The organism is Pseudomonas sp. S31, from assembly GCF_016648105.1.
Lineage (GTDB): Bacteria > Pseudomonadota > Gammaproteobacteria > Pseudomonadales > Pseudomonadaceae > Aquipseudomonas.
In genome coordinates this window covers 31,849-57,517 of record NZ_JACVVE010000001.1, presented here as the reverse complement: position 1 = coordinate 57,517, position 25,669 = coordinate 31,849, and the positions used below count along the sequence as shown (strand labels likewise).

Annotated in this window: 22 protein-coding genes; 5 read left to right on the top strand and 17 right to left on the bottom strand. The window is 64.9% G+C overall.

Going from position 1 to position 25,669, the window contains the following annotated elements; genetic code table 11:
* Positions 1 to 129: 129 nt before the first annotated feature.
* The 12 genes from IAE37_RS00250 to IAE37_RS00195 are packed head-to-tail and all read right to left on the bottom strand — an operon-like array spanning position 130 to position 13,441.
* A complete protein-coding gene (locus IAE37_RS00250; protein ID WP_201167044.1) occupies positions 130 to 1,434 on the bottom strand; it encodes a lipopolysaccharide biosynthesis protein in 1,305 nt (434 codons plus the stop codon).
* Positions 1,431 to 2,441, bottom strand: a complete 1,011-nt coding sequence (locus IAE37_RS00245; RefSeq protein WP_201167041.1) for a polysaccharide deacetylase family protein — start codon at positions 2,439 to 2,441, stop codon at positions 1,431 to 1,433. Before IAE37_RS00245 ends, IAE37_RS00250 begins: the two co-directional genes overlap by 4 nt.
* Positions 2,442 to 2,451: 10 nt before the next feature.
* Complete coding sequence (locus IAE37_RS00240) at positions 2,452 to 3,588, bottom strand: glycosyltransferase family 2 protein (RefSeq protein ID WP_201167032.1); 1,137 nt, start codon at positions 3,586 to 3,588, stop codon at positions 2,452 to 2,454.
* Positions 3,581 to 4,546: a glycosyltransferase family 2 protein gene (locus IAE37_RS00235; protein ID WP_201167025.1), complete on the bottom strand. Its 966-nt coding sequence runs from the start codon at positions 4,544 to 4,546 to the stop codon at positions 3,581 to 3,583. The genes IAE37_RS00240 and IAE37_RS00235 overlap by 8 nt, the downstream gene beginning before the upstream one ends.
* Complete coding sequence (locus IAE37_RS00230; RefSeq protein WP_201167023.1) at positions 4,543 to 5,913, bottom strand: O-antigen ligase family protein; 1,371 nt, start codon at positions 5,911 to 5,913, stop codon at positions 4,543 to 4,545. Before IAE37_RS00230 ends, IAE37_RS00235 begins: the two co-directional genes overlap by 4 nt.
* The gene (locus tag IAE37_RS00225) at positions 5,910 to 7,010 is read right to left on the bottom strand and encodes a glycosyltransferase family 4 protein (RefSeq protein WP_236409708.1); all 1,101 of its coding nucleotides are present in this window, start codon (positions 7,008 to 7,010) and stop codon (positions 5,910 to 5,912) included. The genes IAE37_RS00230 and IAE37_RS00225 overlap by 4 nt, the downstream gene beginning before the upstream one ends.
* Complete coding sequence (locus IAE37_RS00220; RefSeq protein ID WP_201167021.1) at positions 7,007 to 8,581, bottom strand: GumC family protein; 1,575 nt, start codon at positions 8,579 to 8,581, stop codon at positions 7,007 to 7,009. The genes IAE37_RS00225 and IAE37_RS00220 overlap by 4 nt, the downstream gene beginning before the upstream one ends.
* 15 nt (positions 8,582 to 8,596) lie before the next feature.
* Positions 8,597 to 9,616, bottom strand: a complete 1,020-nt coding sequence (locus tag IAE37_RS00215) for a polysaccharide biosynthesis/export family protein (protein WP_201167019.1) — start codon at positions 9,614 to 9,616, stop codon at positions 8,597 to 8,599.
* A 19-nt stretch (positions 9,617 to 9,635) separates the two neighbouring features.
* Positions 9,636 to 10,283 (bottom strand): CpsD/CapB family tyrosine-protein kinase, encoded by a 648-nt coding sequence (locus IAE37_RS00210; protein WP_201167017.1) that lies wholly within the window; start codon positions 10,281 to 10,283, stop codon positions 9,636 to 9,638.
* Between the two features lies 1 nt (position 10,284).
* Entirely contained in the window at positions 10,285 to 11,031 is a 747-nt protein-coding gene (locus IAE37_RS00205; protein ID WP_201167015.1) for a sugar transferase, read from the bottom strand.
* Complete coding sequence (locus IAE37_RS00200; RefSeq protein WP_201167013.1) at positions 11,028 to 12,092, bottom strand: NAD-dependent epimerase; 1,065 nt, start codon at positions 12,090 to 12,092, stop codon at positions 11,028 to 11,030. The genes IAE37_RS00205 and IAE37_RS00200 overlap by 4 nt, the downstream gene beginning before the upstream one ends.
* Positions 12,089 to 13,441: a UDP-glucose dehydrogenase family protein gene (locus tag IAE37_RS00195; RefSeq protein WP_201167011.1), complete on the bottom strand. Its 1,353-nt coding sequence runs from the start codon at positions 13,439 to 13,441 to the stop codon at positions 12,089 to 12,091. The genes IAE37_RS00200 and IAE37_RS00195 overlap by 4 nt, the downstream gene beginning before the upstream one ends.
* 382 nt (positions 13,442 to 13,823) lie before the next feature.
* Between IAE37_RS00195 and IAE37_RS00190 the strand changes: the two genes are divergently transcribed.
* Positions 13,824 to 15,518 (top strand): sulfatase-like hydrolase/transferase, encoded by a 1,695-nt coding sequence (locus tag IAE37_RS00190; RefSeq protein ID WP_201167009.1) that lies wholly within the window; start codon positions 13,824 to 13,826, stop codon positions 15,516 to 15,518.
* Between the two features lie 107 nt (positions 15,519 to 15,625).
* Here IAE37_RS00190 and IAE37_RS00185 read toward each other — a convergent pair whose 3' ends face one another.
* On the bottom strand, positions 15,626 to 16,558 hold the full coding sequence (locus IAE37_RS00185) for a LysR substrate-binding domain-containing protein (RefSeq protein ID WP_201167007.1): 933 nt from the start codon (positions 16,556 to 16,558) through the stop codon (positions 15,626 to 15,628).
* 146 nt (positions 16,559 to 16,704) lie between these two features.
* Between IAE37_RS00185 and IAE37_RS00180 the strand changes: the two genes are divergently transcribed.
* Positions 16,705 to 18,081: an L-serine ammonia-lyase gene (locus tag IAE37_RS00180; protein WP_201167006.1), complete on the top strand. Its 1,377-nt coding sequence runs from the start codon at positions 16,705 to 16,707 to the stop codon at positions 18,079 to 18,081.
* Between the two features lie 54 nt (positions 18,082 to 18,135).
* Here the strand turns inward: IAE37_RS00180 and IAE37_RS00175 are convergent, their stop codons facing one another.
* Positions 18,136 to 18,816: a DUF3313 domain-containing protein gene (locus IAE37_RS00175; RefSeq protein ID WP_201167004.1), complete on the bottom strand. Its 681-nt coding sequence runs from the start codon at positions 18,814 to 18,816 to the stop codon at positions 18,136 to 18,138.
* Between the two features lie 228 nt (positions 18,817 to 19,044).
* Between IAE37_RS00175 and IAE37_RS00170 the strand changes: the two genes are divergently transcribed.
* The 3 genes from IAE37_RS00170 (at position 19,045) to IAE37_RS00160 (ending at position 21,719) form a co-directional block, all read left to right on the top strand.
* Positions 19,045 to 20,976: an acyltransferase family protein gene (locus IAE37_RS00170; RefSeq protein WP_201167002.1), complete on the top strand. Its 1,932-nt coding sequence runs from the start codon at positions 19,045 to 19,047 to the stop codon at positions 20,974 to 20,976.
* 72 nt (positions 20,977 to 21,048) lie between these two features.
* Positions 21,049 to 21,417, top strand: coding sequence for a type II toxin-antitoxin system RelE/ParE family toxin (locus IAE37_RS00165; RefSeq protein WP_442967747.1), 369 nt, complete (start codon positions 21,049 to 21,051; stop codon positions 21,415 to 21,417).
* Positions 21,414 to 21,719: a helix-turn-helix domain-containing protein gene (locus IAE37_RS00160; protein WP_201167000.1), complete on the top strand. Its 306-nt coding sequence runs from the start codon at positions 21,414 to 21,416 to the stop codon at positions 21,717 to 21,719. The genes IAE37_RS00165 and IAE37_RS00160 overlap by 4 nt, the downstream gene beginning before the upstream one ends.
* Before the next feature lie 104 nt (positions 21,720 to 21,823).
* On the opposite strand, the gene IAE37_RS00155 is transcribed toward IAE37_RS00160, so the two are convergent.
* From IAE37_RS00155 to IAE37_RS00145, 3 genes are read right to left on the bottom strand one after another with little or no spacing between them, the layout of a single operon-like run.
* Positions 21,824 to 23,119: an NAD(P)/FAD-dependent oxidoreductase gene (locus IAE37_RS00155; protein ID WP_201166998.1), complete on the bottom strand. Its 1,296-nt coding sequence runs from the start codon at positions 23,117 to 23,119 to the stop codon at positions 21,824 to 21,826.
* A gap of 15 nt (positions 23,120 to 23,134) precedes the next feature.
* Entirely contained in the window at positions 23,135 to 24,223 is a 1,089-nt protein-coding gene (locus tag IAE37_RS00150) for a polyamine ABC transporter substrate-binding protein (protein WP_201166997.1), read from the bottom strand.
* A 52-nt stretch (positions 24,224 to 24,275) separates the two neighbouring features.
* Entirely contained in the window at positions 24,276 to 25,634 is a 1,359-nt protein-coding gene (locus IAE37_RS00145) for a glutamine synthetase family protein (RefSeq protein WP_201166995.1), read from the bottom strand.
* Positions 25,635 to 25,669: the final 35 nt, after the last annotated feature.

The window sequence follows — 25,669 nt, the reverse complement described above, 5'->3', positions numbered from 1 at the left end:
CCTCCTGTTTACGGCAGGTCGCGGTGCGTCTCATGACGCGGTCCATGTCAGGGCAACGTCGTGCGCCCTGGCGGGGGTTGAGTAAGCGGTAGGCCTTGCGCGCGTGCGCCGGGGCCGGTGAAGGTATGCTCATGCTGGCCTGCGCTGCAGCATCTGGCGCAACGGCGTGAAGTCGCTGGGCAGCATGATCAGGGTCTGGCCCAGCGGCACGCCGCTGAGCCGGCAATACAGCACCAGCATCGCCACGGTCACCACCAGGTAGGCGATGGACGAGGCCAGTGCCGCGCCGACGATGCCCCAGGCGGGGATCATCAGTACGTTGAGCAGCAGGTTCAGGGCAGCGCCGGCCCCCATCATCAGCGACACCGTGCCGGGGCGGTTCTTGCCCAGCAGGTCGAGGCGCAGGATGCTCGCGTAGCACAGCCCGAGCAGGCCGGGCAGCAGCGCCAGCAGCGCTGGGTAGGCCGGTTGGTAGGCCGCGCCGAACAGGGTCACGATCAGCCACTCGCCGATCAGTGCCATGCCCAGGCAGGCGCCGAGCATCACCGTGGCGGTCAGGCGCAACGCCAGCGGGGTGAGCCTGTCCATGCCTTCGTCCTGTTGCAGCAGGCGCTTCATCAGGGGCGTGGTGACGGCTTCGGGGACGATCAACAGGAGTTCGGCGGCAGCGCTGGCCATGGCGTAATGACCCAGTGCGGTGCTGCCGAGCATGGCGCCGATGAACAGGTAGTCCGAGCGCAGGATCAGTTGCTGGAACAACAGGTCCGGGTGGCTCTTGGCGCTGTAGCTGAGCAGTTCGCGCTGGCCGCTGCGGTCCCATTTCAAGCCCAGGCCGTGCTGGCGACGCAACCACCAGAGACCGAGCAGCAGGACCAGGCCGATGCCCGCCAGCCAGCTGATCAGGGCGGCTTCCAGGGCATGTTCGTGCCACATCCAGAACAGCCCGACGAACAACAGCAACGGCGCCAGCGACTCGCTCAGGCGCAGGGCGTTGAAGGCACCGACGCCGCCGCTGGCGTTGTGCAAGGTCAGCAGGCCACTCTTGAGCACGGTCATCGGCACTGCCAGCAGCAACAGCCAGGCCAGCAGGCCAAGTTGCACGGTCACTTCCAGGTCGGCGCCGAACTGGCGCACCAGCCACACGCACGCCAAGGTCAGCACGGCGGCCAGCAGGCAGCCATAGACCAGCACCTGGGTCAGCAGCAGGCCCATGTCGCGCTGCTTGGCCGCCTGGTAGCCGACCGCACTGTTCAGGCCGCCGCTGGTGGCGGCGCTGATCAGGTCGGGCAGGGTGCTGAGCAGCGCGAACAGGCCGCGTTCGCTGGGGCCGAGGATGCGCGCCAGGAGCACGTTGCGCAGCAGGCGCAGGGCGATCATCGCCAGTTTGGTGCCCATGCTCAGCAGCAAATGGCGCAGGTAGCTGTCGCGGCTCATGCGCGGCCTCCTCGGCTCATGCGCCAGGCCAGCAGCATGGGACGGCTGGCGTTGCGCTGGCTGACACCGATGCGCGGCAGTGCCAGCGGGTCGTCATAACCGCGGCAGATGCCAGGCCGGGTGCTCAGGGCGAACGGGTAACGATGCGCCGCGACGCGGGCGCGCACCCGCTCGTCGTGATCGCCGTTGGGGTAGCAGTACACTGGCAGCGGATCGCGGCAACCTGCCTGCAAAGCAGCTTGGCTGCGTTGCAGTTCCTCGTCCAGACGATGGTCGTCAAGCTGTGGCAGCAGGGCATGGCTGGCACCATGAGGGCCGAAGCGGACCAGGCCGGAGCTCTCCAGTTCCTGCACGTGCTGCCAGTCCATGGCCTGGGGCATGGATTCGGCCGGGCAAGCATCGGTGAGCAATTGCAGGGCCGGCTGGCTGAGGCTCTTGAGGCTTTGCAGGTAATGCGCCAGTGCCTGGCTGCGGGCCTGCGGGCGTTCGGTCATGAAGTAGGCGGCCGGCAGCGGCCTGCCGAGCTTGCGCAGCTGTTCGGTCAGGTGCTTGCGCGGTGCTTCGCCATGGCTGCCCCACAAGGTTTCGCCGACGCTTTCCCACCAGAAGCGTTGGCGGCTGCCGATGAAGTCGGTGGACAGGAAGATGCTCGCGGGCACCTGGTGCTTGTGCAGCAGCGGAAAGGCGTTGAGCGCGTTGTCGCGCCAGCCATCGTCGAAGGTCAGGGCCACCTTGGGTCGGCCTTCACGGCGGGGGCTGGCGTGGTCATCGAGCAGGTCCATCAGGCTGACGCAGTCGAAGTGCCTGGGCAGCCAGCGCAGCAAGCCCTCGAAGGCCTTGGGGCCGACACACAGCTCGTTGCGGTGGGGCAACGCGGCGCTGGCGTCGTCGGCCAGCACCCGGTGCAGCATGAGGATCACCCCGGCGCCACGCAGTTCGGCACGGCCCTTGGGCGACTTGAAGTAAAGCCAACCGCTGGCCTGCTTGATTCGGGTCTTTATCGGCATGGGTGGCTGCTCATCGATTCTGGTCCGGGTTCCATTGGCTGTAGCCCTGCCCGCGCAGGAACTGCCACAGCCCTACGCACATGCCAGCCAGGGTCACCAGGACGAAGGCCGCCAGGCGAAACGGCTTGGGCAGGCGGTGGCGCACGTCGAGCAGGCCGGCGATGGCGAAGGCGTAGCCCAGCAGCTGGGCGGCCAGGGTCACGCGATACAGGCCGGGCTCGGCGGCCAGCCACAGATTGGCCAGCAACAGCGGCAGCAACAGCACCGGCGCCAGCCGGCGGATCAGCTTGTGGCTGATCAGGGCGATGGCGTACAGGCCGTGGCGCAGCGGGTTGAGGAGTTTGCTGCGGGCAGCCAGGCTCTGCAGGCCGCCGACCGTGACGCGTTGGCGGCGGCGAAACTGCTTGCCGGCCTCGTCGACGCCCTGGTCGATGACCACCGCCTCGGGCACATAGACGATGCGTTTGCCAGCGGCCGGCGCGCAGGTGCTGATGAAGAAGTCGTCGTTGACCTGGGGCGGAATCGCCTGGTACAGCTCATGGCGCACGGCCAGCAGAGCACCGTCGGCAGAAACCATGCAACCGGTGCGGTTCTCGACCTTGCGCAGCCAGGCCTCATAGTGCCGGTACAGGCTGTCGCCCAGGCTCAGGCCCTTGCCCGGATTGGGGATGATCATGTGCCCGGCGCTGCCACCGACCTCGGGGTCGGCGAACGGCGCCAACAACAGGCCGAGGGTGTCGCCGGCCCATTGATTGTCGGCGTCGGTGAACACCAGGATATCGCCGCGGCAGGTACTGACGGCGGTATTGAGCACGGCGGTCTTGCCCAGGCGTGGCAGGTCCAGCACCTGCACGCGCGGGTCACGCACGCCACGGGCCAGCTCCACCGTGCGGTCGCTGGAGCCGTCACTGGCGACGATCACCTGCAGCTCGGCAGCCAGGTAGTCCTGGCCGAGCACGCTGCGCAGCTTGTGCTCGATATGGCGCTCTTCGTTGTGCGCGGCGATCACCACGCTCACGCGCTGGGGCGGTAGTGGCGCAAGGCGGCGCCGGGGGAACAACGGTGCCGCCAGGCTCAGCAGCAGCGGGTAGCCGACCCAGGCGTACAGGGGTAGAAGCAGGCACAGCCAGAAAATGACTTCAGCCACGGGCGGGCCTCCTTGCGTTGCGGTTGAACAGGCTGAGCACGAAGGCCGCTCCGGCCAGGTGCAGGCGTAACCAGTGCAGGCCCCACAGTTGCAGGCTCAGCAGCGGGTCGCGGTGTTTCAGGCTCTGGCGCAGCGCCAGGCCCAAGGCGGGCAGGGCGCCAAGCAGCAGGAACGCCAAGGCCAGGTGGGCGAAGCCGTCGAGCAACGCCGACAGGGCCAGCAGGTCCAGCCCCCAGACGGCCAGCGACAGCAGCGGGAAACGCAGCAGGCGCAGGCTCAGGCCATGGCTGCGCAGCAACTGCAGATGGCTGCCCTGGCGCCACATTTCCTTGCCCAGCCATTCGCCCCAGCTGCCTTCGAAGCCCCAGTGCAGCACCACCGGCTGGCGCAGCACGCGCAGGCGTGCACCAGCCTCGCTCAGGCGCAGGGTGAAGTCCTTGTCTTCGCCGGTACGCAGGCGCTCGTCGAAGCCGCCCACCTGCTCGAACCAGCGGCGGCGCATCAGCAGGTTGGGGGTGGGCAGCCAGTTGCAGTCCTGCACGGTCTGCCCGGCGCGTAGCGTACGGCGTTGCCAGGCATAGGCGAACCAGGGCGCCTGGCGCGGCGTGTCGCAGTCGAGGGCGAACACATCGCCTTCGCCGCGTCGCTGCAGGTCGAGCAGCAGGCTCAGCCAGTTGCCGGGGACCTCGATATCGGCATCGAGAAACGCCAGCCAATCGCCCGTACAGGCCTGGGCGCCGTGGTTGCGCAGGGCACCGATGGCCACCCGGGGCCGGTTCAGCAGCTTGGCGCCGTGCTGCACGGCGATCTGCGGGCCACTGTCGCTGGAACCGTTGTCGACCACCACCAGTTCGCAGTCCACCCCGGCGTAGCGGGCAGCGCGGCGCGCCGCGTCGAGGGTGCGGCCGATGTGGCGGGCCTCGTTGAACATCGGGATGACGATGCTGACCAGGGTCATCGCGCGGCCTCCCGTTTCATTGGCTCACTGGCCTGGCGCACCACCACGCTCGACAACGCGAGCATCAGCCACAGGTACTTGTGCGCCGGAACGCTGAGGAACATCAGGAACAAGCCGATGGCCAGCATGCTCATGGTCAAGTGGGTCATCAGGTCGGCGGTGTCGCGGTCGCCGCTGGCACGCCAGGCGGCGCGGGCGTGCCAGAAGTTGCGCACGGCCAGGGCGATCATCCCGACGAACAGCAGCCCGGCCGGCAGGCCCAGTTCGGTGAACACTTCCAGGTAGGTGTTGTGGGCGCGCCGGTAGAGGTCGGTGGTCTTGGCGCTGAAGCCAGCGAAGGCTTTGGAAAAGCCGGTTTGCGCGTAATGCAGGGGGAAGGTGCCGGGGCCGGTGCCGAGCACCGGGCTGTGGCTGATCATCTCCTTGCCGACCACCAGGTAGGAGGAACGCCGGCCCAGGGATTCGTCCTTGTGCGCGTTGACCCCGCTCTTGAGTTGCACCAGGGTCTGGATGCGCTCGATGTAGCCTGCCGGCATCACCGCCGCTCCCAGCGGCAGGAGGATGGCCAGGCCGAGCATGGCGAAGCCCAGGTGGCGTGGGCGAATGTGCGCCAGCTGCTCGCGGTAGTTGTACAGCACGATGCCCAGGCTGATCATCAGCACCACCAGGCCCGAGCGTGACTCGGTCTTGGTCATGCCGACGAGCAACAGCAGGCAGCAGGCCACCCAGAACAGCCGCAGGGGTAGTGGACGGGTCTTGATCGCCAGCCACAGGGCCATGGGCAGGGCGATGGTCACCAACAGGGCGAAGGCATTGGGGTCGAGCATTGCCGAGGCGCGGCCCTGCTCCTGGTACTGGGTGGAAAACAGTGCGAAGAGGCAGATCACGCAGACGCTGAGGGTGACCAGCCGCGCCAGCATGGGCAGATTCAGGTCGCGTCCGGCCAACAGGGTGATGACGAACACCACCAGGCCCACCAGCAGTTCGCGCAGGTGGCCGACCGACAATTGCAGGTTGTCGCTGGTCCACAGGCTCAGCAGGTACAGGACCATGAACGGGATCAGCAGCCGCCAATGGCTGCTGCGCAAACGCTCACTGGGCAACTGGCGGATGGCCAGCTGCAAGCTGAGGATCAGCACCAGGCCGATGCCCACCAGCTTGGCCGCGGACAACAGGTTGTCCTTGAGCAGGCCTTCCAGGGGGACCAGGGTGGCGATCGCCAGCAGGCCCCAGGCTGGCTTGCGATACAACACCAGGACCCCGGCCAGGCCGAGTACCCCGGCGGGTGCCAGGTACGGATAGGGGCTGGCCAGCAGCCCCAGGCACAGCAGGCCGACCAGGCCCACCAGCGACAGCGGGATGATCATGCGACAACCTCCTTTGGCGAGCCCCGGTAGACCCGGGCCCAGCGCTGTGCCAGGGTCGGCAGGTGGTAGCGTTCGCGTTGCGTCTGGCGGGCGCTGGCCACCAGTTCCTCGGCCTGGGCCGGGTCTTCGAGCAGGGCGCGCAGGTGCCCGCCGAGTTCGTCCACCGCCAGTGGCGTGGCCAGCAAGCCGCTGCGCCCATGCTCGATCACGTCGGGAATACCGCCGACGCCGAACGCTACCACCGGCACGCCATCCTGCATGGCTTCGAGCAGGATCATCGGCGTGCCTTCGGTACGTGAGCTGATCACCAGGGCGTCCAGGCGCGCCATCCACGGGTGCATGTCGCGCTGGAAACCGGGCAGGGTGATACGACCCGCGAGCCCTGCGGCATCGATGCGCGCCTGCAGCAGCTCACGTTCCGGGCCTTCGCCGAGCATCACCGCGTGGGCCTGGGGAAAGCGTTGGCACAACGGGATCAGCGCATCGAGGAACAGGTCGGGGCCTTTCTCGTGGCTCAGGCGGCCGACGTAGGCTGCCAGCCAGGGGTCGCCCCGCTGGCCCCAGTTGCGCTTGCCGGCAGCTTGGGCCGAGGCGGGCAGGCCATTGGGGATGACCTCCAGCTTGCGCGCCGGCACCCGGGCGTCGCGGTGGATGCGGGCGATGCTTTCCGCCACGCAGACCACCTGGCCAATGGTTGGCGTGCGGCACAACTGCAGGCTCAACCAGGTATAGAAACGTTGCTTGCGGCTGCGTGGGGTGAAGCCGTGCTGGGTGGCGACCATCGGCAGGCGCAGCAGGCTCGCCGCCAACCAGCCGAACAGCAGCCCCTTGAAGTTGTGGCTGTTGATCAGCACGCCCTCGGCGCGCAGCCGGCGCAGGTGCGCCAGCAGCTCGCCAAGGCCCGCGCAGGTGTGGCTGTCCACACCTGCTTGGCGAAACCGCGTGACCAGCTCGGCCGGAGCATCGAGAAACAGCACCCGATGCCGGCCGGGCGTCGCCAGGCAGTGGTCCAGCAACATGCGCTCGGCGCCGTAGAACCCGCCGCTGCTCAGCAGGTGCAGGATAGGCCGGGCGCAGCCCTGCACGGCGGCGTTCAATTGCGCACCCAGTGCACCAGGCGCGGCACGGTCCAGGTCTTGTGCGGGTTGGGCAGGGCCGGGGTCTGGTCGTTGATCACCAGCAGCACTGGCAGGTCGAGCTGATGAGTGAGCTGCGCCGGGTGCTTGAAGCGGTGGTCGAAGAACTCACGCACGTAGACGATGGCGATCGCCAGCAGCAGGCCGGTCAACAAACCGAACGGAATGATCAGGCCAGGTTTGGGAAACGCTGCGGCGGTCGGTTCGTACGGTGCGCTGAGGATTCGCGCGTTGGACTGGCTGCCATCGAGCAGGCCCTGGCCACGGCTTTCTTCGTAACGCTGGGCGTAAGTGGAGAAGGCCTTGTGCAACGCCTCGATCTCGGTATCCAGCTGGCGGGTCTTGCTCTGGGTCTCGCGCAGTTGGTGGATGCGGTCCTTGTACTCGGCGATGCGTTGGGTCTTCTGCTCGATCACCTGCTGGGTCACGGCCAGGTCCTGCTGGCGTTCACGGATGCGGTTGTCGACGATCTTGAGGAACTGGCCGCGCAGCTTGGCGATCTGCTCGCGGGCCAGCAGCATTTGCTCGGAGCCTGGCTGGAACACGGTCAGGTCGGCGTTGTAGCGGGCCGTCTGGGTGGTCAGTTGCTCACCGAGCTGCTTGATCTCGCGGTCTTCGAACGCCACGTTGTCGACGGTGGTGGTGAAGGTGTACGGGAAGGCGTAGTCCAACATCCTGGCCTTGCTGGCGGTGGCCATGTTGGCCCGCAGGTAATCGAGCCACTGGCTGTTCTGCAGCTGGCGATCACGTTGCAGGTTGAGCGCTTGCTCCTCGGTGTTGATGGCATTGAGGCGGAAGGTGATCTCTTCCTTCGGGTCGGACGAGCCGATCGCCGTCAGCAGGTTGAGGCGCTGGGTCTCGAGGTCGCCAAGGCGGGCCTGGTAATGCAGTTTCTTCTGCTCGTAGAACGCCTCGGGCAGTTCGTTGGACTGCAGGTCCTGGCGGTTTTTCAGGAAGTTGTCCAGCAGCCGGGCGACGAACAGGGTGCCGAGCTTGGCATCCTCGGCGCTGTACACCACCGAGATGACGTTCGAGCCGGGCAGGGTCTCGACCGTCAGGCCCTTGATCGCCTGCTCGGTGAGCGCGTCCAGTTCGGTGTCGCGGGCGTCCTCCGGCTTGCTGCCGAACAGGCGCCCGACCGGCGCTACCACGGCGTCGTGCAGCGGCGTGAACAGGGTGCGCTGGAGCAGGCCCGGTTCGGTCTGGTAGTGGCCTTCCTTGCGCAGCTGGTTGATGGTTTCACGGATCAACGTGGGCGAACGCAGGATGTTGCTCTCGGTTTCCATGTCGGCCAGCGACGGCGGGATGAACTGGTCGGCCTCCTGGGCCAGGGCCGAGCTGGTGTCGCTCTGCGAGAGTTTCTTGGACTGCACGATGACCTCGGCGGTGATGTCGTAGCTCTGTTTGAGCAGCAACGGCAACAGCACCGCGATCACCGCGAAGACCAGGAACACCCGCTTCACCAATTGGCGGTTGGCGAAGAAGATGCGGAAGAACTCATGCACGTAGTTTTCTTTCGGTTGCGTGATCATGCCGGGCTCCCCCTGTCAGTTGTCGCTGTCTTTGTCGTCGACGCGGTAGCTGAAGCTGAAGCCCCAGCCTTGGAACAACACCACGTCAGCCAGTTGCCGGGACAGCTCGGCGGCGCTGGCGAGCTTGGTCTTGGGCACGTACAGCATGTCTTCGGGCTGCAGGTAGGCGAGGTTCTGGCTACCGCCTGCCAAGGCCTTGTCGACGTTGTAGTTCACTGCGTGGACGGTGTTGCCCTCGCGGCGCATGATCACCACCGAGCCGAGCTTGGCCTTGAGGGTCGGGCCACGGGCCAGGGTCAGCGCCTCGAGCACCGAGACCGGGCGACGGATCGGGAAGGCGCCGGGTTGGCCCACTTCGCCGAGCACGTAGATCTCGTTGCCGGCGGTGGACTTGAGCAGCACGTCGACGGTCATGTGCCCAGGCAGGCTGGCGTAGCGTTCGTTGAGGTAGTCGCGCAGCTGGTTGACGGTCATCCCTTGCAGCGGCACCGAGCCGATTTCCGGGAAGGTCGCGCGGCCATCGCTACCTACGGTGATGTCGCGGCTCATGCCGGTGCCGGGGTGGGTCAGGGTGTTCTTCAACTGGACTTCGCTGGTCATCGGGCTGAGCACCCGCACGGTGACCTGGTCACGGTTGTTCTGGAACACCCGCTTGTTGCGGTAGGCATCACGGATGGCGGCCTCTGCATCGGCGGTGGTCAGGCCCTCGACGCGTACCGGGGCGTTGGTGCTGGGCAAGGTGATGGTGCCGTCGGGCTGCACCAGCTGGCTGCCGTTGAGGCCGCTGGCGGCCATGAAGTTGAGGTCGACGGTGTCGCCGGACTGGATGCGGTACACCCCCGAAGAGCTGTTGGGGATGTGGAAAATAACTTCCAGCACGTCCTGCGGGCGCAGCACCTGTTCGCGCTTGGCCACTTCGGTGGCCTGGCTCTCGGCCGACGGCGCGGTGAGGATCTGCACCGGCATCTCGCGGCTGCCCTGGCTGGCGCAGCCGCCCAGGGCGAGCAGGCACAGGGCGATCGATGGGTATTTCATGGTCTTCTCCTGTACCGGCCTAGAGGTTGTCGTACAGCCACTTGGGCATGTAGTACTTGCGCTTGTTGAACACGCTGCCGATCAACCGCGCACCCGCCTGGGTCAGGCGTTGGGCCGCAGCCTGGGCGACTTCCCAGCGGGTTTCCTCGGCGCACACCACCAGGATCACGCCGTCGACCAGGGTGCCGATCACCAGGCTGTCGGCGCTGGCGTATACGGCCTCGCCGTCGATCACCACGAAGCGGTAGTGGTCGCTCAGTTGTTGCAGCAGGATGCGCAGGCGCTCCGGGTCCAGGCGCTCGCGGCCACGGCGGAAGGTGCCGCCGGGGAGGATGTCGAACGGCTGGTCGGCCAGGCGCACGATGCAGTCCTGGGCCAGTGGCGGGGTATCCTGGTCGAACAACAGGTCGGTGAACCCGCGCAACTTGCCCAGCCCCAACTGCTGGCTGAGGTTGTTGCCGGTGTTGCTGCTGTCGATCAGCAACACGCTGCCGGCGCTCATCATCGCCAACTGGTTGGCGAATACCAGGCTGCTGGTGCTGGTGCCGCTGCCGGTATTGGCCGCGGTCAGCAGCAGGGTGCGCTGGTCGAGGTCCAGGACAGTGGCGGTGAGGTTGGTCTCGCTCGGTGTGGCGACACTCAGGCTTCTCGAAGTAGAACCGTCCATCTCAACTTGCTCCGTGGCCAGTGAAGACTTTGAACGGAGTCTTGAGCAGGATCTTCATATCCAGCACGGGGCTCTGTTCGTTGATGTAGCTGAGGTCGAGTTCGACGCGCTGGTCGAAGTCGATGTTGCTGCGCCCGGAGATCTGCCAGAGGCCGGTCATGCCGGGGTAGATCGACAACCGCGCGAGGTGGTTGTCCTTGTAGCGATAGGCGTTGAACGAGGTGGGGCGTGGGCCGACCAGGCGCATGTCGCCGGTGACCACGTTGATCAGGTTGGGCAGCTCGTCGAGGCTGCTGCGGCGCAGCCAACTGCCCACCGAGGTGATGCGCGGGTCCTTGTCGATCTTGAAGTCGATGGCGTCGGCACCGTGCTTGTTCAGGTGGCGCACCGACTCCTTCAGCGCCTCGGCGTTGGCGACCATGGTGCGGAACTTGAACATGCCGAACACCCGGCCGCGGTAGCCGGTGCGCTGCTGCACGAAGAACACCGGGCCCGCGCTGGAGCCCTTGATCAGCAGGGCGAGCACCAGGAACACCGGCGACAGCAACAGCAGCAGGCCGAGCGCCGCCAGGCACGACAGCGCGCGGTTGGTGCGCGACAAGGTCCAGGGCCGGCCACCGATACGGCCGGTGAACCAGCCGCGGCCTTGCATGTGGATGGCGGCATCGATGCGTTGTCGATGGGCCGGGTCCATCCGTTTGTCCTGGTATAGCGCCTGCAGTTGCGCGCTTCTGGGTTGTCCTGTCATACCGCCCTCCGTTGATCGGTCTGCTCGCCTGAGCGGTTGGCCTGGGGGCCATTGGGCGAGTAGTAGCCTTGAAACCAGGCGACGAATCGCCTGAGCCCTTCATCCAGTGAAATGCGTGGGGTAAAGCCAGTGACTTGATCCAATGCGGTGGCATCGGCGCAGGTCGCCAGCACATCGCCTGGCTGCAGCGGCAGCAGCTCGATCTTGGCGTCGCGCTGCAGGTGCTTTTCCAGCAGCGCCAGGTAGTCGAGCAGTTCCACCGGGCGTTGCCCGCCGATGTTGAACAGGCGCCACGGCGCGTGGCTGGTTGCCGCGTCCGGTTGCAGTGCATCCCAGTGGCCGTCTGCGCTTGGCGGATGCGGGACGAGCCGCACCAGGCTCTCGACGATGTCGTCGATGTAGGTGAAATCGCGCTGGTGGCGGCCATGGTTGAATAGCTGGATCGCACGGCCCTGGGTGATCGCCGTGGCGAACTGCATGGGCGACATGTCGGGGCGCCCCCACGGGCCGTACACGGTGAAGAAACGCAGGCCGCTACAGGGCACGCCGAACAGGTGGCTGTAGCTGTGGGCCATGGCCTCGTTGGCCTTCTTGGTGGCGGCATACAGCGACAGCGGGTGGTCGACCGCGTCCTGGACCCGGTACGGGGTGCGCTGGTTGGCGCCGTACACCGAGCTGGACGAGGCGTACAGCAGGTGCTGTACCGGGTGGCGCCGGCAGCCTTCGAGGATGTTGAGAAAGCCCGCGAGGTTGCTGTCGACGTAGGCCTGCGGGTTCTGCAACGAATAGCGCACGCCAGCCTGGGCGGCCAGGTGCACCACCACGTCGGGGCGCTCGAGGGCGAACAGCCGGGCCACGCCGTCGCGATCGCCCAGGTCCAGGTGATGGACCGCCAGGTCACCGGCCTGTTCACGCACCCAGCGCACCCGGTCATGCTTGAGGCTGGGGTCGTAGTAGTCGTTGAAGTTGTCCAACCCCAGGACCTGGTGGCCATCACGCAACAGCCGCAGGCAGGTGTGGGCACCGATGAAACCGGCCGCACCGGTCACCAGCACCTTCATGGCGCGCCTACCGGGGGCGTGACCTGACGCAGGCCAATGCCGCTGTAGAGCAGGCCATGGGCGGCGACATGCTCGGGGTTGTAGAGGTTGCGCCCGTCGATGATCACCCGTTCGCGCAGTTTGCTGGCCAGCAGGGTGAAGTCGACCACGCGGAAGTTCTTCCACTCGGTGCAGATCACCAGGGCGTCGGCGTCCTGCAGGGTGTCGTCGCGGGTGGCGCACAGTTGCAGATCGTCACGGTAGCCGTACAGTCGCCGGCATTCGTCCATCGCCTCGGGGTCGTAGGCGCGCACCGTGGCGCCTTCGGCCCAGAGCGCTTCCATCAGGTAGCGGCTGGGCGCTTCGCGCATGTCGTCGGTGTTGGGCTTGAAGGCCAGGCCCCAGAGGGCGATGGACTTGCCGGCCAGTTGTCCACCCAGACGCTGCTTGAGCTTGGCGAAGGGCACCTGGCGCTGCTGGTCATTGACGTCGTTGACGCTCTGCAGCAAGCGCAGCGGCATGCCGCTGTGCTCGGCGGTGTGCAGCAGGGCCTTGATGTCCTTGGGGAAGCACGAGCCACCGAAGCCGCAGCCGGGGTAGATGAAGTGGTAGCCGATGCGCGGGTCGGAACCGATGCCCTTGCGCACCGCCTCGATGTCGGCGCCCAGCCGCTCGCTGAGGTTGGCCAGTTCGTTCATGAAGCTGATGCGCGTGGCGAGCATGGCGTTGGCGGCGTACTTGGTCAGCTCGGCGCTGCGGTTGTCCATGAACATGAGTTTTTCGTGGTTGCGGCAGAACGGCGCGTAGAGCTCGGCGAGCTGGTCGTGGGCCACCGCATCGCGGGTGCCGACGATGATGCGGTCGGGGCGCATGCAATCGGCCAGGGCGCTGCCTTCCTTGAGAAATTCCGGGTTGGACACCACCCGTACCTGCAACTGGGCCTTGCCCAGGCGCTGCAACTCATCACGTGCCAGCACCAGCACCTGGTCGGCGGTGCCCACCGGCACGGTGGACTTGACGATCAGGGTGCGGTCGCCCTCCATCAGCTCGGTGATCTGCCGGGTGACGTCCAGCACGTGGGACAGATCGGCCGAGCCGTCCTCGTCCGGCGGGGTACCCACGGCGATGAAGATCAGCTCAGCGTGGCTCACCGCATCGCTGGCCTGGGTGCTGAATGACAGCCGGCCTTCGCGGATGTTGTCTTCCAGCAGTTCCGACAGACCGGGTTCACTGATCGGCGGTACGCCCTGGCGCAACTGGTTGATCTTGTGGGTATCCACGTCCACGCAGAGCACGCGGTGCCCGACATCCGCCAGGGCTGCCGCTTGTACCAGACCGACATAACCGGTGCCAAAAACGCTCACGTCCATGCGCATCGCCTCGATGGATGAGTAAGGGGGATGAAACAGATGTGAATTCGGTATAGCTCAGCGATTTGGATTTGCGTCAAAGCAATGGCATGTTTCGTCGCATTTACAAGCGCTGAGCAATGCGGCCAACTGCCAGCAACCCTTTGCCAATCCGGGGTTTAGCGTTGAAAGCTAGTGGCAAATGGCCGATCGGATAACCGATGAACGGTCGTAGGCCGCATCATGCTTGGTCTGTGAGTAATAGAGAGTGCCAAGGATGAGACACTTTGAGCGCCAAATTCTGGCGTTATGATATCGCCGGAAAATTGACTTTTAAGGGCTTGTGAATTGTTTCAGGGATGCTACGGTTGGAGTGAAAAGCGATGACTTCGAGGAGCCGAGCATGCGTGGGTGTATCAAAATCGTACTATTGCTCGGCTATCTAGCGAGTTTTCACGGGCTTTATGCCGAGCGCATCACGGCATTGGGTGTGGGCTTGCCGTTGTTCTTGTATGTCGGCGTGTTCGGAGTGCTGGCGGTAGCATTGTTGCTGGGCGCCTGGATCCGTCCGAGTCCATTGCGCTGGATGCTGGCCCTGTTGTTTGCGCTGAGCTCGGTGTTCATCGATGCCTACACCCGCATCACTGATTCGTACATGACCTACAGCGCATTCGTGTCCATGGTCTATGCCGGGGGCTTCGTCCAGGAGGCGCTGCAGCAGTACCACCATGCGATTGCCCTGGCCATGGCCAAGGCCGGGCTGCTGTTGCTTGGCGTTGGTTTGCGGCCCGGGCCTGCGCCGCGCTTGCCGGGGTGGCTGTCGATCGCTTCGCCGGTGCTGGCGCTGGCCCTGCTGGTGGCGATCCTGTTCATTCGCGCGGGCGAGGGCGCCCGTGGCCTGCCGGTGATGTACACGCCCTTGGCGTACCTGAGCCTGATGGGCTATGAAGCCGTGCACGACAGTGTCGGCCCCCGCCAGCCAGTGAGCCTGGCACGCCCGACGGCGCCGCTGGCTCGCGACATCGTGCTGGTGATCGACGAAAGCATCGCCGGCAACTACCTGGACATCAACACCCCGGCCGGCGTCGACAGTCACCTGAACCGCGCCCAGCCGGGCGTGGACATCATCAATTTCGGCTATGCAGCCTCGGTCGCCAATTGCAGCGCCGACACCAACGTGACCCTGCGCTACGGCGGTACGCGCGAAGATTACCTGCGCATCAATTCGACCCAGCCATCGATCTGGCAATACGCCAAGGCGGCGGGGCTGGGTACGGTCTACATCGACGGCCAGCGCACCGGCGGGCACCTGCAGAACCTGATGACCGAGACGGAAAAGCGTGACATCGACCAGTTCATCCAGTTCGACGACACCCCGGTGGTGCAGCGCGACATGGCCGCAGTGGCGCGCCTGGTGACGCTGCTCGCCGACGGCAAGCCGCAACTGATCGTGATCAACAAGGTCGGCGCGCATTTTCCCGTGCACGACAAATACCCCGACGACTTCATGACGTACCGGCCGGCGTTGCCTCGCGGGCGCTTCACCGACGTGACCGACATCGGCACCCGCGATGGCTTCGACGGGCGGCCCCAGGATTGGCTGTTGTACCGCAACAGTTACCGCAACAGCCTGCAATGGAACGTTGGCGAGTTCTTCCGGCGCCTGTTCGCCGAAGGCGACCTGAGCCAGGCAGTGGTGATCTATACCTCCGACCATGGCCAGGACCTGCATGAGCGCGGCAACCCTGGGTTGAACACCCACTGCGACAGCGACCCAGTGGCAGAGGAGGGGCTGGTGCCGTTGCTGGTGATCCAGGGGCAGGGGCTCAAGACCCTGGACTGGCAGACGCACCTGGCGCATAACCGCAATGCTTCCAGTCACTACAACATCTTCCCGACCTTGCTCGGCTTGATGGGCTATGACCGGGCTGGAGTGGCGACGGTGTATGGCAAGGCGCTGGACCAGGTGACGGACGATCCGTTCACCTTCAACGTGCGGTTCAATGCGCGGCTGGGCGCCAAGCCGGATTTCCGCCACATCGACCTGGGGCAGGTGGTGACGCCTGGGCCGGACCAGGGGGTGACGGCGGTGCGCTGAGTGTATGTCTTGGGTTGGCCGGCGCGGCTGATATCGAGCGCCGCGCGGGCGGCGCTCGATATCAGCTCCACCACAAATCTCAAGTGCACACCTCGCCAAGCACCCACTCACCCCCCATGCAGCGCCCTGAAACTGCCGGCTTCCTCGACCAGCCAGTCGTGCACCGCCCGTGCGCCGGGCTGGGCGAGCCCGCCCGGCGAGTAGTGCAGCATGTAGCGCTTGTGGTTGGGAATGGGCACCCCGAACGGCACGATCAGCGCCCCGCGCTCCAGTTCGTCGTTGAGCAGCGTGCGCCGGGCAATGGCCACGCCGATCCCGGCAATGGCCGCTTCGATCGTCAGGTGGTTGCGATTGAAGGTGTGTCCGCGTCGCACATCGAGCCCAGAAGCACCGATACCCTCCAGATAGAACTCCCATTCGGCGTACTCGGAACTGCCGCGCCAGGCGGTCATGTCGTGCAACAGCGGGTAATGCACCAGGTCCGCCGGGCCATGCAGGGGCGGGCGGCCGCGCAGCAGCGCCGGTGAGCAGACCGGGAAGATCTGTTCGTCCAGCAATGGCGTGGACAGCATACCGGGGTAGCTGCCGTCGTTGAGGTCGATGGCCAGGTCGAAATCCTCGGGGTCCAGTGCCTGGGCGCTGTCCTCGGCCACCAGGCGCAGCTCGATGTCCGGGTAGCGTTGCTGGAAGCGCGGCAGCCGGGGTGTGAGCCACTTGGCAAGGAACGACGGGATCGAGCGCAGGCGCAGGGTGCCACGGATTTCGCCGGCATCCAGGCGCAGCAGTTCGGCCTCTATGTTGCCGTAGGCTTCGGCCACCGTCTGCGCAAGGCGCTGGCCTTCGGCGCTCAACTCCACGCCGCGCGGCCGGCGCAGGAACAGGCGGTAGCCCAGGCGGTCCTCGAGCTGGCGCATCTGCTGGCTGACCGCGCCAGGCGTGATATGCAGCTCCTCGGCGCAGCGGGTGAAGGACAGGTGCCGGGCAGCACAGGAAAACACATGCAGCCAGACGAACATCTGGCCATTGAGTTGGCGTCGCATCGTTTAGCTCTACTAATGGCTTGCTTAGGAAGTTTCGTTGGTCATTGTAGGGTGTGGGGGGCAGTATGGCGCCAATTGGCGTTCCGCCTCAAATTTTCCCACGGAATCGTGGTGGTAAAAAATTGCCGTCACGGTCAGGCATTAGCATGGCTATCAGTGTTTTCGACCTCTTCAAAATTGGCATCGGCCCTTCCAGTTCGCACACGGTGGGCCCTATGCGGGCTGCCGCGACCTTTGCCCAGGCCTTGCGCGAACAGGGGCTGCTGGCCCGGGTCGGCCGCGTCGAAGTGCGCCTCTACGGCTCGCTGTCGGCCACCGGTGTCGGCCATGCGACCGACCGCGCCTGCCTGCTCGGGTTGATGGGCCAATGGCCTGACCGGATCGATCCGGCCAGTATCGAGCCGCGCATTGCCCAGTTGCGCCAGGAACAATGCCTGATCCTCGATGGCAGCCAGCCGCTGGTCTTCATTTACGAACGGGACATGCGCCTGCTTGACGAAGACCTGCCGTACCACCCCAATGCCATGAGCCTGCACGCCTTCCAGGGCGACGTTTGCCTGTTCACCCAGACCTACTACTCGGTTGGCGGCGGATTCATCGTCGAGCAGGCTGAAATCGACGCCCCGGCGAGCGAGGTGGGAGCGGTGGACCTGCCTTATGAGTTTTCCAGCGGTGCCGAACTGTTGGCGTTATGCAAGACCCATGGCCTTAGCGTCGGCCAGTTGATGATGGCCAACGAGTGCGCCTGGCGCTGCGAAGCCGAGGTCCGCGAGGGGCTGCTGCGCATCTGGGCGGCGATGAAGGACTGCGTGGTCAACGGCCTGCGCAACGAAGGCATCCTCCCGGGTGGCTTGCACGTCAAGCGGCGTGCCGCGCGGCTGCACCGCAGCCTGCAAGAGCTGGGCAAGCCCAATGTGATCGGCTCGACCCTGAGTGCGATGGAATGGGTCAATCTGTATGCCCTGGCGGTCAACGAAGAAAACGCCGCCGGTGGGCGCATGGTCACCGCACCCACCAACGGTGCCGCCGGGATCATTCCTGCAGTGCTGCACTACTACATGAAGTTCAACCCGCAGGCCTGCGACGATGATGTGGTGTCCTTCCTGCTGGCGGCGGCTGCGGTAGGCATCCTGTGCAAGAAGAACGCTTCGATTTCCGGCGCGGAAGTGGGCTGCCAGGGCGAGGTAGGCTCGGCCTGCTCGATGGCGGCGGCGGGCCTTGCCGAAGTGCTGGGGGCGACGCCCGCGCAGTTGGAAAATGCCGCGGAAATTGCCCTGGAGCATAATCTGGGGCTGACCTGCGACCCTGTCGGCGGCCTGGTTCAGGTGCCGTGCATCGAGCGCAATGCGATTGCTGCGGTGAAAGCGATCAATGCCGTGCAGATGGCCCTGCGCGGTGACGGCGAGCACTTCATCTCGCTCGATCGGGTGATCCGGACGATGCGCGACACCGGTGCCGACATGCATGCCAACTACAAGGAAACCTCACGCGGTGGGCTGGCGGTGGCGTTCGTCGAGTGCTGAGGTAAAAGGGGGGCGTGTTTGGGGCCGCGTAGCGGCCCCAATCGCAAGCGTCACTCAGCGTGCCTTGCTCTTCAGCGCCACGAAACTGTTACGCATGTCGCGCGCCCAGCCGTCGAGCACTGGCTTGACGTCGTCGAGGGTCAGTTTCTGGGTGTCGTTCTCCAGCGCCTTGCCGCTGCCCTTGCGTACCACCTGGGCCAGCACCTTCTGCGTGGCGCCATCGAGGAACGCCGCCTCTACCGCGACATCGGTTTCCTGGTCGCGTCCGCCGGCGGCGGTGTTGACCGCTGCCGCTACCAGGGCGATCGGGATCACCTCATACGGCTTTAGGCCTTCGGTACGGGTGGACACGGCGGTAATTGCCGGGCGCACCACGATGGTGTTCGGCCCAGGCGTTTTCACCAGGGTCAACACGCTGCCCAGCTCACGGCGCATGGCCTCGTTGAAGTAGCGGGTGATTTCCTGCAGCGTCTGCGCCGAAATCACCTCGGTCGGCTGTGGCTTGGGGTAGAACTGGCTCGGCTCGATGAATACCTCGGTGTATTGACCGGCCTTGACGCTGGGGTCGATCCAGCGCATCACCGGCGCGCCCGATGCGCTCTTCGCGGGCTCGAGCCGGCTGTAGTCCTTGAGGAAACCGGAATAGTCCTTGGGGTCGACCTGGTTGCTGGAGCAGGCCGCCAGGGCGAGCAGGGCGGCGCACAGTAGCGTGGCGCGAGGCAGTGAGTTCTTCATCTGGGAGGGTCCGTGAAGGGGTGGCCTCAACAACGCTAGCAGGCGCCAGACACTTGGCCAGTGGCAAGGTTCAAAGTCAATTCGATGACGCTCGTTTGCATACGTTGATGTGCCTTGGTGTCCGGTCGTCGAATTTTTGACTTGGGGGTTTGGCGCTATTGTCTCAGGGGCGCTACACCTAGAGGATGGCACTTTGCCCCATCCGGCCCCCGACGAAGGACTCGCCCCATGCGCCAGGACAGTTATCGTTCCGACAGCGATGGCCTGCGGGCCATCGCTGTGCTTGCGGTGTTCCTGCACCACCTGAGCCCCGGCTGGTTGCCTGGTGGCTTTATCGGCGTGGACATATTCTTCGTCATCTCCGGCTACCTGATCACCTCGCAGGTGTTCCAGGAGCTTCGCGATGGGCGCTTTTCTTTGAAAGGCTTCTACCAGCGCCGTATCAATCGCATCGTGCCGGCGCTGGTCACGGTACTGCTGGCCTGCGTGCTGGTGGGGAGCGTGCTGCTGTCGCCGGTGGATCTGCTGCGGCTGTACAACAACGCCTTGTTCGCCTTGCTCGGGGTTTCCAACCTGTTCATCTGGCTCAAGTACGGCAACTACTTCGCCGCCGATGCCAGTGAAGCACCTTTGTTGCACACCTGGTCGCTGGGCGTGGAGGAGCAGTTCTACCTGGTGTGGCCGCTGATGGTGCTGCTGGTGTATCGCTTCGCTCCGCGTTACCTGCTGGGGTTGCTGGGCATCGGCGTGATACTGGCGGTGGGGTTTTCCGAGTATGCCACCGGCATCTTCGCCACCGCCGCCTACTATCTGTTGCCGACCCGGTTCTTCGAGCTGATGCTGGGCGGCTGGCTGGCTATCTGGCATGTGCAGCGTCGGCCGCAGGTGGGGGCAGGGCAGTCGATCGCGTGCACGGCGCTGGGCTATCTGCTGATTGCCGTGCCGTTGTGGGTGTTGAATGAAGAGTCGACCTTCCCGGGTTTCAACGCCATGTGGCCGTGCCTGGGCACGCTGTTGCTGATCCAGGCCGGCAGTGGCGGTGGCCGCTCACCGCTGCTGGCCAGTCGGCCAATGGTGTTCATCGGCCTGGTGTCGTATTCGCTGTACCTGTGGCATTGGCCGCTGATCGCTTACCTCAACTATCTGGAAGTGCCAATGAGCGCGGGCCTTGCCGTGCTGGTGATGGCTTCAGCGCTGCTGCTGGCCTGGTTGTCCTGGCGATATGTCGAAAAACCTTTCCGGCGCTCGGGTACGCAGCTCTCGTTCGCCCAGGTGTTCTCCCGCCGTTTCGCCGTACCTGTGGTGGCGTTGGCGGTGCTGGCGGGAGCTGGCCAGATGCTCGACGGCTTCCCCAGTCGCTTCAGTTCGCAGGTGCTGGCCCTGGAGGCGATGACCCTGAACAAGCCGGCGCAGAACCGCCGCGGCTGCCACGTGCCAAATGCTCTGTACCGCACCGAACCGGACGCCGATTGCCGCCTGGGCGCACAGAAGCCAGAACTCGATGGCATCATGGTCGGCGACAGCTTCGCCAATCACTTCACCGGCATGGTCGATCTGCTGGCCAGGCCCGACAACATCAGCCTGATGGACTACACGCTGGACTCCTGCCCGCCGATCCTCGGCTACCGCGACCGCATGCCGGCGGTGTACGCCGACCACTGCGCGGTGCGCAACCAGCGGGTATTCGAGCTGATCGAGCAAAACCACTACCCCTATGTGGTACTGGCCGGCAATTGGCCACCGGACGAAGCGTCGCAGGGGCTGGTAGAGGCCAGCCTGGAGAAGGCGGTGACGGCCAGCGGCGAGGTTATCGTCATCCTCGACAACCCGATGATCGAGAAGGGCGCGACCTGCCCGATCCGTCAGCTGATGTTCGGCCTTGGCCACGACTGCGCGGTCGCCGAGCGCAGTCGTCCGCACTACTGGGCGCATGTGCATGCACGCTTCCCGCAGATCCGCTTCATCGACCCCGACCAGGTGATCTGCCACGCCGGCAGCTGCTCGCCGATGATCGACGGCACGCTGCTGTACCTCGACCGGGCTCACCTCAATGGGGTTGGGTCGCGGTTTATCGGAGAGGCGTTGCTGGCACGCGGGTATTCGTTGTTGCGCGATCCGCAGCACGAGGTGGTGAGCGCTGATTCCCACAAGAGAATTTGAATCGGCTGATTTACCCATTTGGCTGCTGTTGGAAAACTATGCCCGTTACGGGTATGGTTAAGGTATGCCAACATGGACGTGTACAAACGCAAGGATTTCGCGCGATGGCAAGTTGCCGAGCGTCTGTCGGACAAGGTGCTATGCGCTGCGGTTGAAGAGATGCGCCGCGGTCTTGTCGATGCCTGCCTAGGGCGCGAGCTTTTCAAAAAGCGGGTGCGCTGTAACGGTGGCGGTAAGCAAGGCGGCTATCGGACCTTGCTTTCGGCGAGGGCAGGCACTCGATATGTGTTCCTGCATGGCTTCGCTAAAAGCGATAAATCCGACGTTTCCCCGGATGAGCGCAAAGCCTTGCAGTTCGCCGGCAAGGTATTTCTCGACTTACCCCCCCAGTGCGCTCGCGCAAGCGCTGAATGCTGGAATTCTGATGGAGATCTGCTGTGAGCAGCAAACTGATTGAATCCCTACGTGAGGATATCCACGCACTGCATCAAGCTGGCGCTGTCAGCAAAGTCACGCTGCGCAACTTCGAAGCGATCTGCCCGGCGCCAGTGGAGGATTTCAGTGCCTTGGAGATCCGGCGCTTGCGCGAGGGGCTGAATTTCAGTCAGCCGGTCTTTGCACTGCATCTGCATACGTCGGCATCCACGGTACGTAAATGGGAGCAGGGCGAGACGCGTCCGGCCGGACCGGCTTTGAAGCTGCTAAATGTCATTAGAAACAACGGTTTAGAATCAATACTTTAAGTCATTTATGCTTCTGTTCGTTTTCTAGATTTAGCTATAACAAATTTAGAAAAACCAAATTATATCAATCATATATTTGAATTATGCGATCTGAAGTCTTAGGGTTAGCCAAGCGCTTCCCTCAATCGATACCACAGCATCCCCAACGCCAGCAGCGGTGAACGAAGTGCCCGCCCACCGGGGAACGTGAGGTGGGGTACTGCGCTGAACACGTCCAGCCCCTGGCTCTGGCCGACGGCGATGGCTTCGGCCAGCAGCTTGGCGGTCCAGTGGGTCACATTCAATCCGTGCCCTGAATAGCCCTGGGCGTAATACACGTTGGGGTGTTGGCGCAACTGCCCGACCTGCGGGAAACGGTTGGCGGTGATGCCGATCATTCCGCCCCATTGGTAGTCCAGGCGCACCTCGGCCAGTTGCGGGAACACCTTGAGCACCTTGGGCCGCATGTAGGCGCCAATGTCCTTGGGGTCACGGCCCGAATAGTGACAAGCGCCACCGAACAGCAGGCGGCGGTCGGCGGTCAGGCGGTAGTAGTCCAGCCCGACCTTCTGGTCGCACAGCGCCATGTTGCGGGGGATCAGCGTACTGGCAAGCGCCTCGGGTAGTGGTTCGGTGGCTACCACATAGCTGCCGGCCGGCAGCACCTTGCCGCTCAGGCGCGGTTCCAGTTCGTCGAGGTGGGCGTTGCAGCCCAGCACCAGGCTTTGTGCGCGTACCTTGCCGCGGGCGGTATGCAGCGTGACGCTGGGGCCATGCTCGATGCGCAGCACCGGGCTCTGTTCAAAGATGCGCACGCCCAGGCCTTGGGCCACCCGCGCTTCACCCTGAACCAGGTCCAGCGGGTGCAGGTGGCCCGAGCCCATGTCCACCAGGCCGCCGGCGTACAGGTCGCTGGCCACCACTTCGTGCAGGCGCTCGGCCGCGACCAGTTGGGTTTCAGGGCGGTAGCCGAGGCCGGCGAGTTCCTCCTGTTCATCGCGCAGCGCGGCGAACTGCGTCGGGGTATTGGCCAGTTCGCAGAAGCCCCAGCGCAGGTCGCAGGCGATGTCGTACTGGGCGATACGCCGGGCGACCAGGGCCACCGACTCGATGCCGGCCTGCTTCAGGTAGGCCACGCCTTCCTGCCCCACGTACCGGCCGAAGCCACTGACATCGTGGCCGATGCCACGGATCAGCTGGCCGCCGTTGCGCCCGCTGGCCCCCCAGCCGATGCGCCGGCCTTCGAGCAGGATCACCGAAAGCCCGCGCTCGGCCAGCTCCAGCGCGGTATTGACCCCAGTCAGGCCGCCACCGACCACGCACACGTCGGCACTCAGCTCGCTGTCCAGGCTGGGATAAGGGGTGGCGTCGCGCGCGCTGGCGGCGTAGTAGGACGGGGTGTGTTGGGTAGCGTGGGGCATGGTGGCTCACTCGGCTCAGCGGTTGGATTTGATCTTGCTCCAGGAGCGGGTCATCAGGCGCATGATCTTGGGGCTCTGGGTGGTGGAGATGTACAGCTTGTCGAGCACCTCCTGGGGCGGGTAGACCTCCGGATTCTCCACCAACGAGGCGTCCATGAAGGCCTTGGCGTCGGGGTTGGCGTTGGCGTAGCCCACGGTGGCGCTGACCTTGGCGATCACCTGGGGATCGAGCAGGTAGTTGATGAAGGCCAGGGCCTGCTCGGGGTTCTGCGAGTCCTTGGGGATGGCCAGCAGGTCGAACCACAGGTTGCTGCCTTCCTTGGGAATGCTGTACGCGATCTTGATGCCGTTCTTGGCGTCCACCGCGCGGGCAGCGGCCTGGAAGACGTCGCCGGAGTAGCCGAAGGCCACGCAGACGTTACCGTTGGCGAGGTCCGAGACGTACTTGGATGAATGGAAGTAGGTGATGTAGGGGCGCAGCTCCAGCAGTTTTGCCTCGGCCTTGGCGTAGTCGGCGGGATTTTCGCTGCGCGGGTCCAGGCCCAGGTAGTTGAGCACGGCCGGGAACAGCTCGTCCGGCGAGTCCATGAAGGCCACCCCGCACTGCTTGAGCTTCTTCAGGTTCTGCGGTTCGAACAGCGCCGCCCAGGAGTCGATGCGCTCGATACCCAGGGCCGCCTTGACCTTGTCGACGTTGTAGCCGATGCCGTTGGTGCCCCACAGGTAGGGCACGGCGTAGCGGTTGCCAGGGTCGTTCTGTTCAAGCTGCTTGAGCAGCTTGGGGTCCAGATGCTTCCAGTTCGGCAGCTTGCTGCGATCCAGTGGCATGAAGGCGCCGGCCTGGGCCTGGCGGCCGAGGAAGTGATTGGAGGGCACCACCACGTCATAGCCGGTGCGCCCGGCCAGCAACTTGCCCTCCAGGGTTTCGTTGGAGTCGAACACGTCGTACACCACCTTGATACCGCTGCTGGCCTGGAAGTCCGCCAGCGTCGTGTCGCCGATGTAGTCGGTCCAGTTGTATACGCTGACGGTCGGCTCGGCCTGGGCGCCGGCAGCGAACAGCAGAGTCAGTACGGCGGGAATCAGGGGTTGCAATTGACGCATGTCGACACCTCGTTTGGTCTTGTTCTGGCTGTGGGGTAGCGATGGGCTGCGATCAGACGCTGAGCAGGAGGAACTCGCGCTCCCACGAACTGATCACTCGCTTGAAGTTCTCGTGTTCGGCGCGCTTGACCGCCACGTAGCCCTCGACGAACTGGTGGCCCAGGTACTGGCGCACCACCTCGCAGTCTTCCATGTGCTGCAAGGCGTCCTCGATGGTGATCGGCAGGCGCAGGTTGCGCCGCTCGTAGGCGCGGCCCTGCACCGGGGCACTGGGCTGCTGTTTCTCGACCATGCCCAGGTAGCCGCACAACAAGCTCGCGGCGATCGCCAGGTAGGGGTTGGCGTCGGCGCCGGGCAGGCGGTTCTCCACCCGCATCGAGTCGGCGCTGGAAGTCGGCACGCGCAGTCCGGCGGTGCGGTTTTCCTCGCCCCACTCGACGTTGACCGGCGCCGAGGTGTCGGGCAGGAAACGGCGGAACGAGTTGACGTTGGGCGCGAACATCGGCAGCAGTTTGGGGATGTACTTCTGCAGGCCACCGATGTGGTGCAGGAACAGCTCGCTCATGCTGCCATCGGCGTTGGCGAAGATCGGCTGGCCGGTGGCGATGTCGATCACGCTCTGGTGCAGGTGCATGGCGCTGCCCGGCTCGTCGGTGATCGGCTTGGCCATGAAGGTGGCGGTGACGTTGTGCTTGAGCGCCGCCTCGCGCATGGTGCGCTTGAACACGGTGATCTGGTCGGCCAGGTCCAGCGCGTCGCCGTGGCGGAAATTGATCTCCATCTGCGCCGGGCCGTCTTCGTGGATCAGCGTGTCGAGGTCCAGGCCCTGCAGTTCGCACCAGTCGTAGACATCCTCGAACAGCGGATCGAATTCGTTGGCGGCATCGATCGAGAACGACTGCCGGCCACTTTCGGCACGGCCCGAGCGGCCCAGCGGCACTTGCAGTGGCAGGTCCGGGTCTTCGCAACGCTGGGTCAGGTAGAACTCCATCTCGGGGGCGACGATGGGTTGCCAGCCTTTGTCGGCATAGAGTTTGAGTACCTTCTTGAGCACGTTGCGTGGCGACAGCTCGATCGGCTTGCCCTGCTTGTCGAAGGTGTCGTGGATGACGATCGCGGTCGGCTCGATGGCCCACGGAATCTGGTACACCGCAGCCGGGTCGGGGCGGCAGACCATGTCGATGTCGGCGGCGTCGAGCAGCCCGTAGTAGATGTCGTCGTCGACGTAGTCACCGGTGACGGTCTGCAACAGCACGCTTTCCGGCAGGCGCATGCCACGCTCATGCAGAAACTTGGCGGTCGGGGCGATCTTGCCGCGGGCGATGCCGGTCAGGTCGCTGATCACGCATTCGACTTCGGTGATGCGGTGTTCTTTCAGCCAGGCGGACAGCTGATCGAAGGGGGCGTTCATACAAACCTCTTGGGGTGGGTTCAGGGACGCGGTGG

What these genes read in the sequence shown, in the direction of transcription:
- IAE37_RS00250 (WP_201167044.1), bottom strand. Translation starts at nt 1,434, where the DNA reads ATGAGCCGCGACAGCTACCTGCGCCATTTGCTGCTGAGCATGGGCACC.
- IAE37_RS00245 (WP_201167041.1), bottom strand. Translation starts at nt 2,441, where the DNA reads ATGCCGATAAAGACCCGAATCAAGCAGGCCAGCGGTTGGCTTTACTTC.
- IAE37_RS00235 (WP_201167025.1), bottom strand. Translation starts at nt 4,546, where the DNA reads ATGACCCTGGTCAGCATCGTCATCCCGATGTTCAACGAGGCCCGCCAC.
- IAE37_RS00230 (WP_201167023.1), bottom strand. Translation starts at nt 5,913, where the DNA reads ATGATCATCCCGCTGTCGCTGGTGGGCCTGGTCGGCCTGCTGTGCCTG.
- IAE37_RS00220 (WP_201167021.1), bottom strand. Translation starts at nt 8,581, where the DNA reads ATGATCACGCAACCGAAAGAAAACTACGTGCATGAGTTCTTCCGCATC.
- IAE37_RS00215 (WP_201167019.1), bottom strand. Translation starts at nt 9,616, where the DNA reads ATGAAATACCCATCGATCGCCCTGTGCCTGCTCGCCCTGGGCGGCTGC.
- IAE37_RS00210 (WP_201167017.1), bottom strand. Translation starts at nt 10,283, where the DNA reads ATGGACGGTTCTACTTCGAGAAGCCTGAGTGTCGCCACACCGAGCGAG.
- IAE37_RS00205 (WP_201167015.1), bottom strand. Translation starts at nt 11,031, where the DNA reads ATGACAGGACAACCCAGAAGCGCGCAACTGCAGGCGCTATACCAGGAC.
- IAE37_RS00200 (WP_201167013.1), bottom strand. Translation starts at nt 12,092, where the DNA reads ATGAAGGTGCTGGTGACCGGTGCGGCCGGTTTCATCGGTGCCCACACC.
- IAE37_RS00195 (WP_201167011.1), bottom strand. Translation starts at nt 13,441, where the DNA reads ATGGACGTGAGCGTTTTTGGCACCGGTTATGTCGGTCTGGTACAAGCG.
- IAE37_RS00190 (WP_201167009.1), top strand. Translation starts at nt 13,824, where the DNA reads ATGCGTGGGTGTATCAAAATCGTACTATTGCTCGGCTATCTAGCGAGT.
- IAE37_RS00185 (WP_201167007.1), bottom strand. Translation starts at nt 16,558, where the DNA reads ATGCGACGCCAACTCAATGGCCAGATGTTCGTCTGGCTGCATGTGTTT.
- IAE37_RS00180 (WP_201167006.1), top strand. Translation starts at nt 16,705, where the DNA reads ATGGCTATCAGTGTTTTCGACCTCTTCAAAATTGGCATCGGCCCTTCC.
- IAE37_RS00175 (WP_201167004.1), bottom strand. Translation starts at nt 18,816, where the DNA reads ATGAAGAACTCACTGCCTCGCGCCACGCTACTGTGCGCCGCCCTGCTC.
- IAE37_RS00170 (WP_201167002.1), top strand. Translation starts at nt 19,045, where the DNA reads ATGCGCCAGGACAGTTATCGTTCCGACAGCGATGGCCTGCGGGCCATC.
- IAE37_RS00165 (WP_442967747.1), top strand. Translation starts at nt 21,049, where the DNA reads ATGGACGTGTACAAACGCAAGGATTTCGCGCGATGGCAAGTTGCCGAG.
- IAE37_RS00155 (WP_201166998.1), bottom strand. Translation starts at nt 23,119, where the DNA reads ATGCCCCACGCTACCCAACACACCCCGTCCTACTACGCCGCCAGCGCG.
- IAE37_RS00150 (WP_201166997.1), bottom strand. Translation starts at nt 24,223, where the DNA reads ATGCGTCAATTGCAACCCCTGATTCCCGCCGTACTGACTCTGCTGTTC.
- IAE37_RS00145 (WP_201166995.1), bottom strand. Translation starts at nt 25,634, where the DNA reads ATGAACGCCCCCTTCGATCAGCTGTCCGCCTGGCTGAAAGAACACCGC.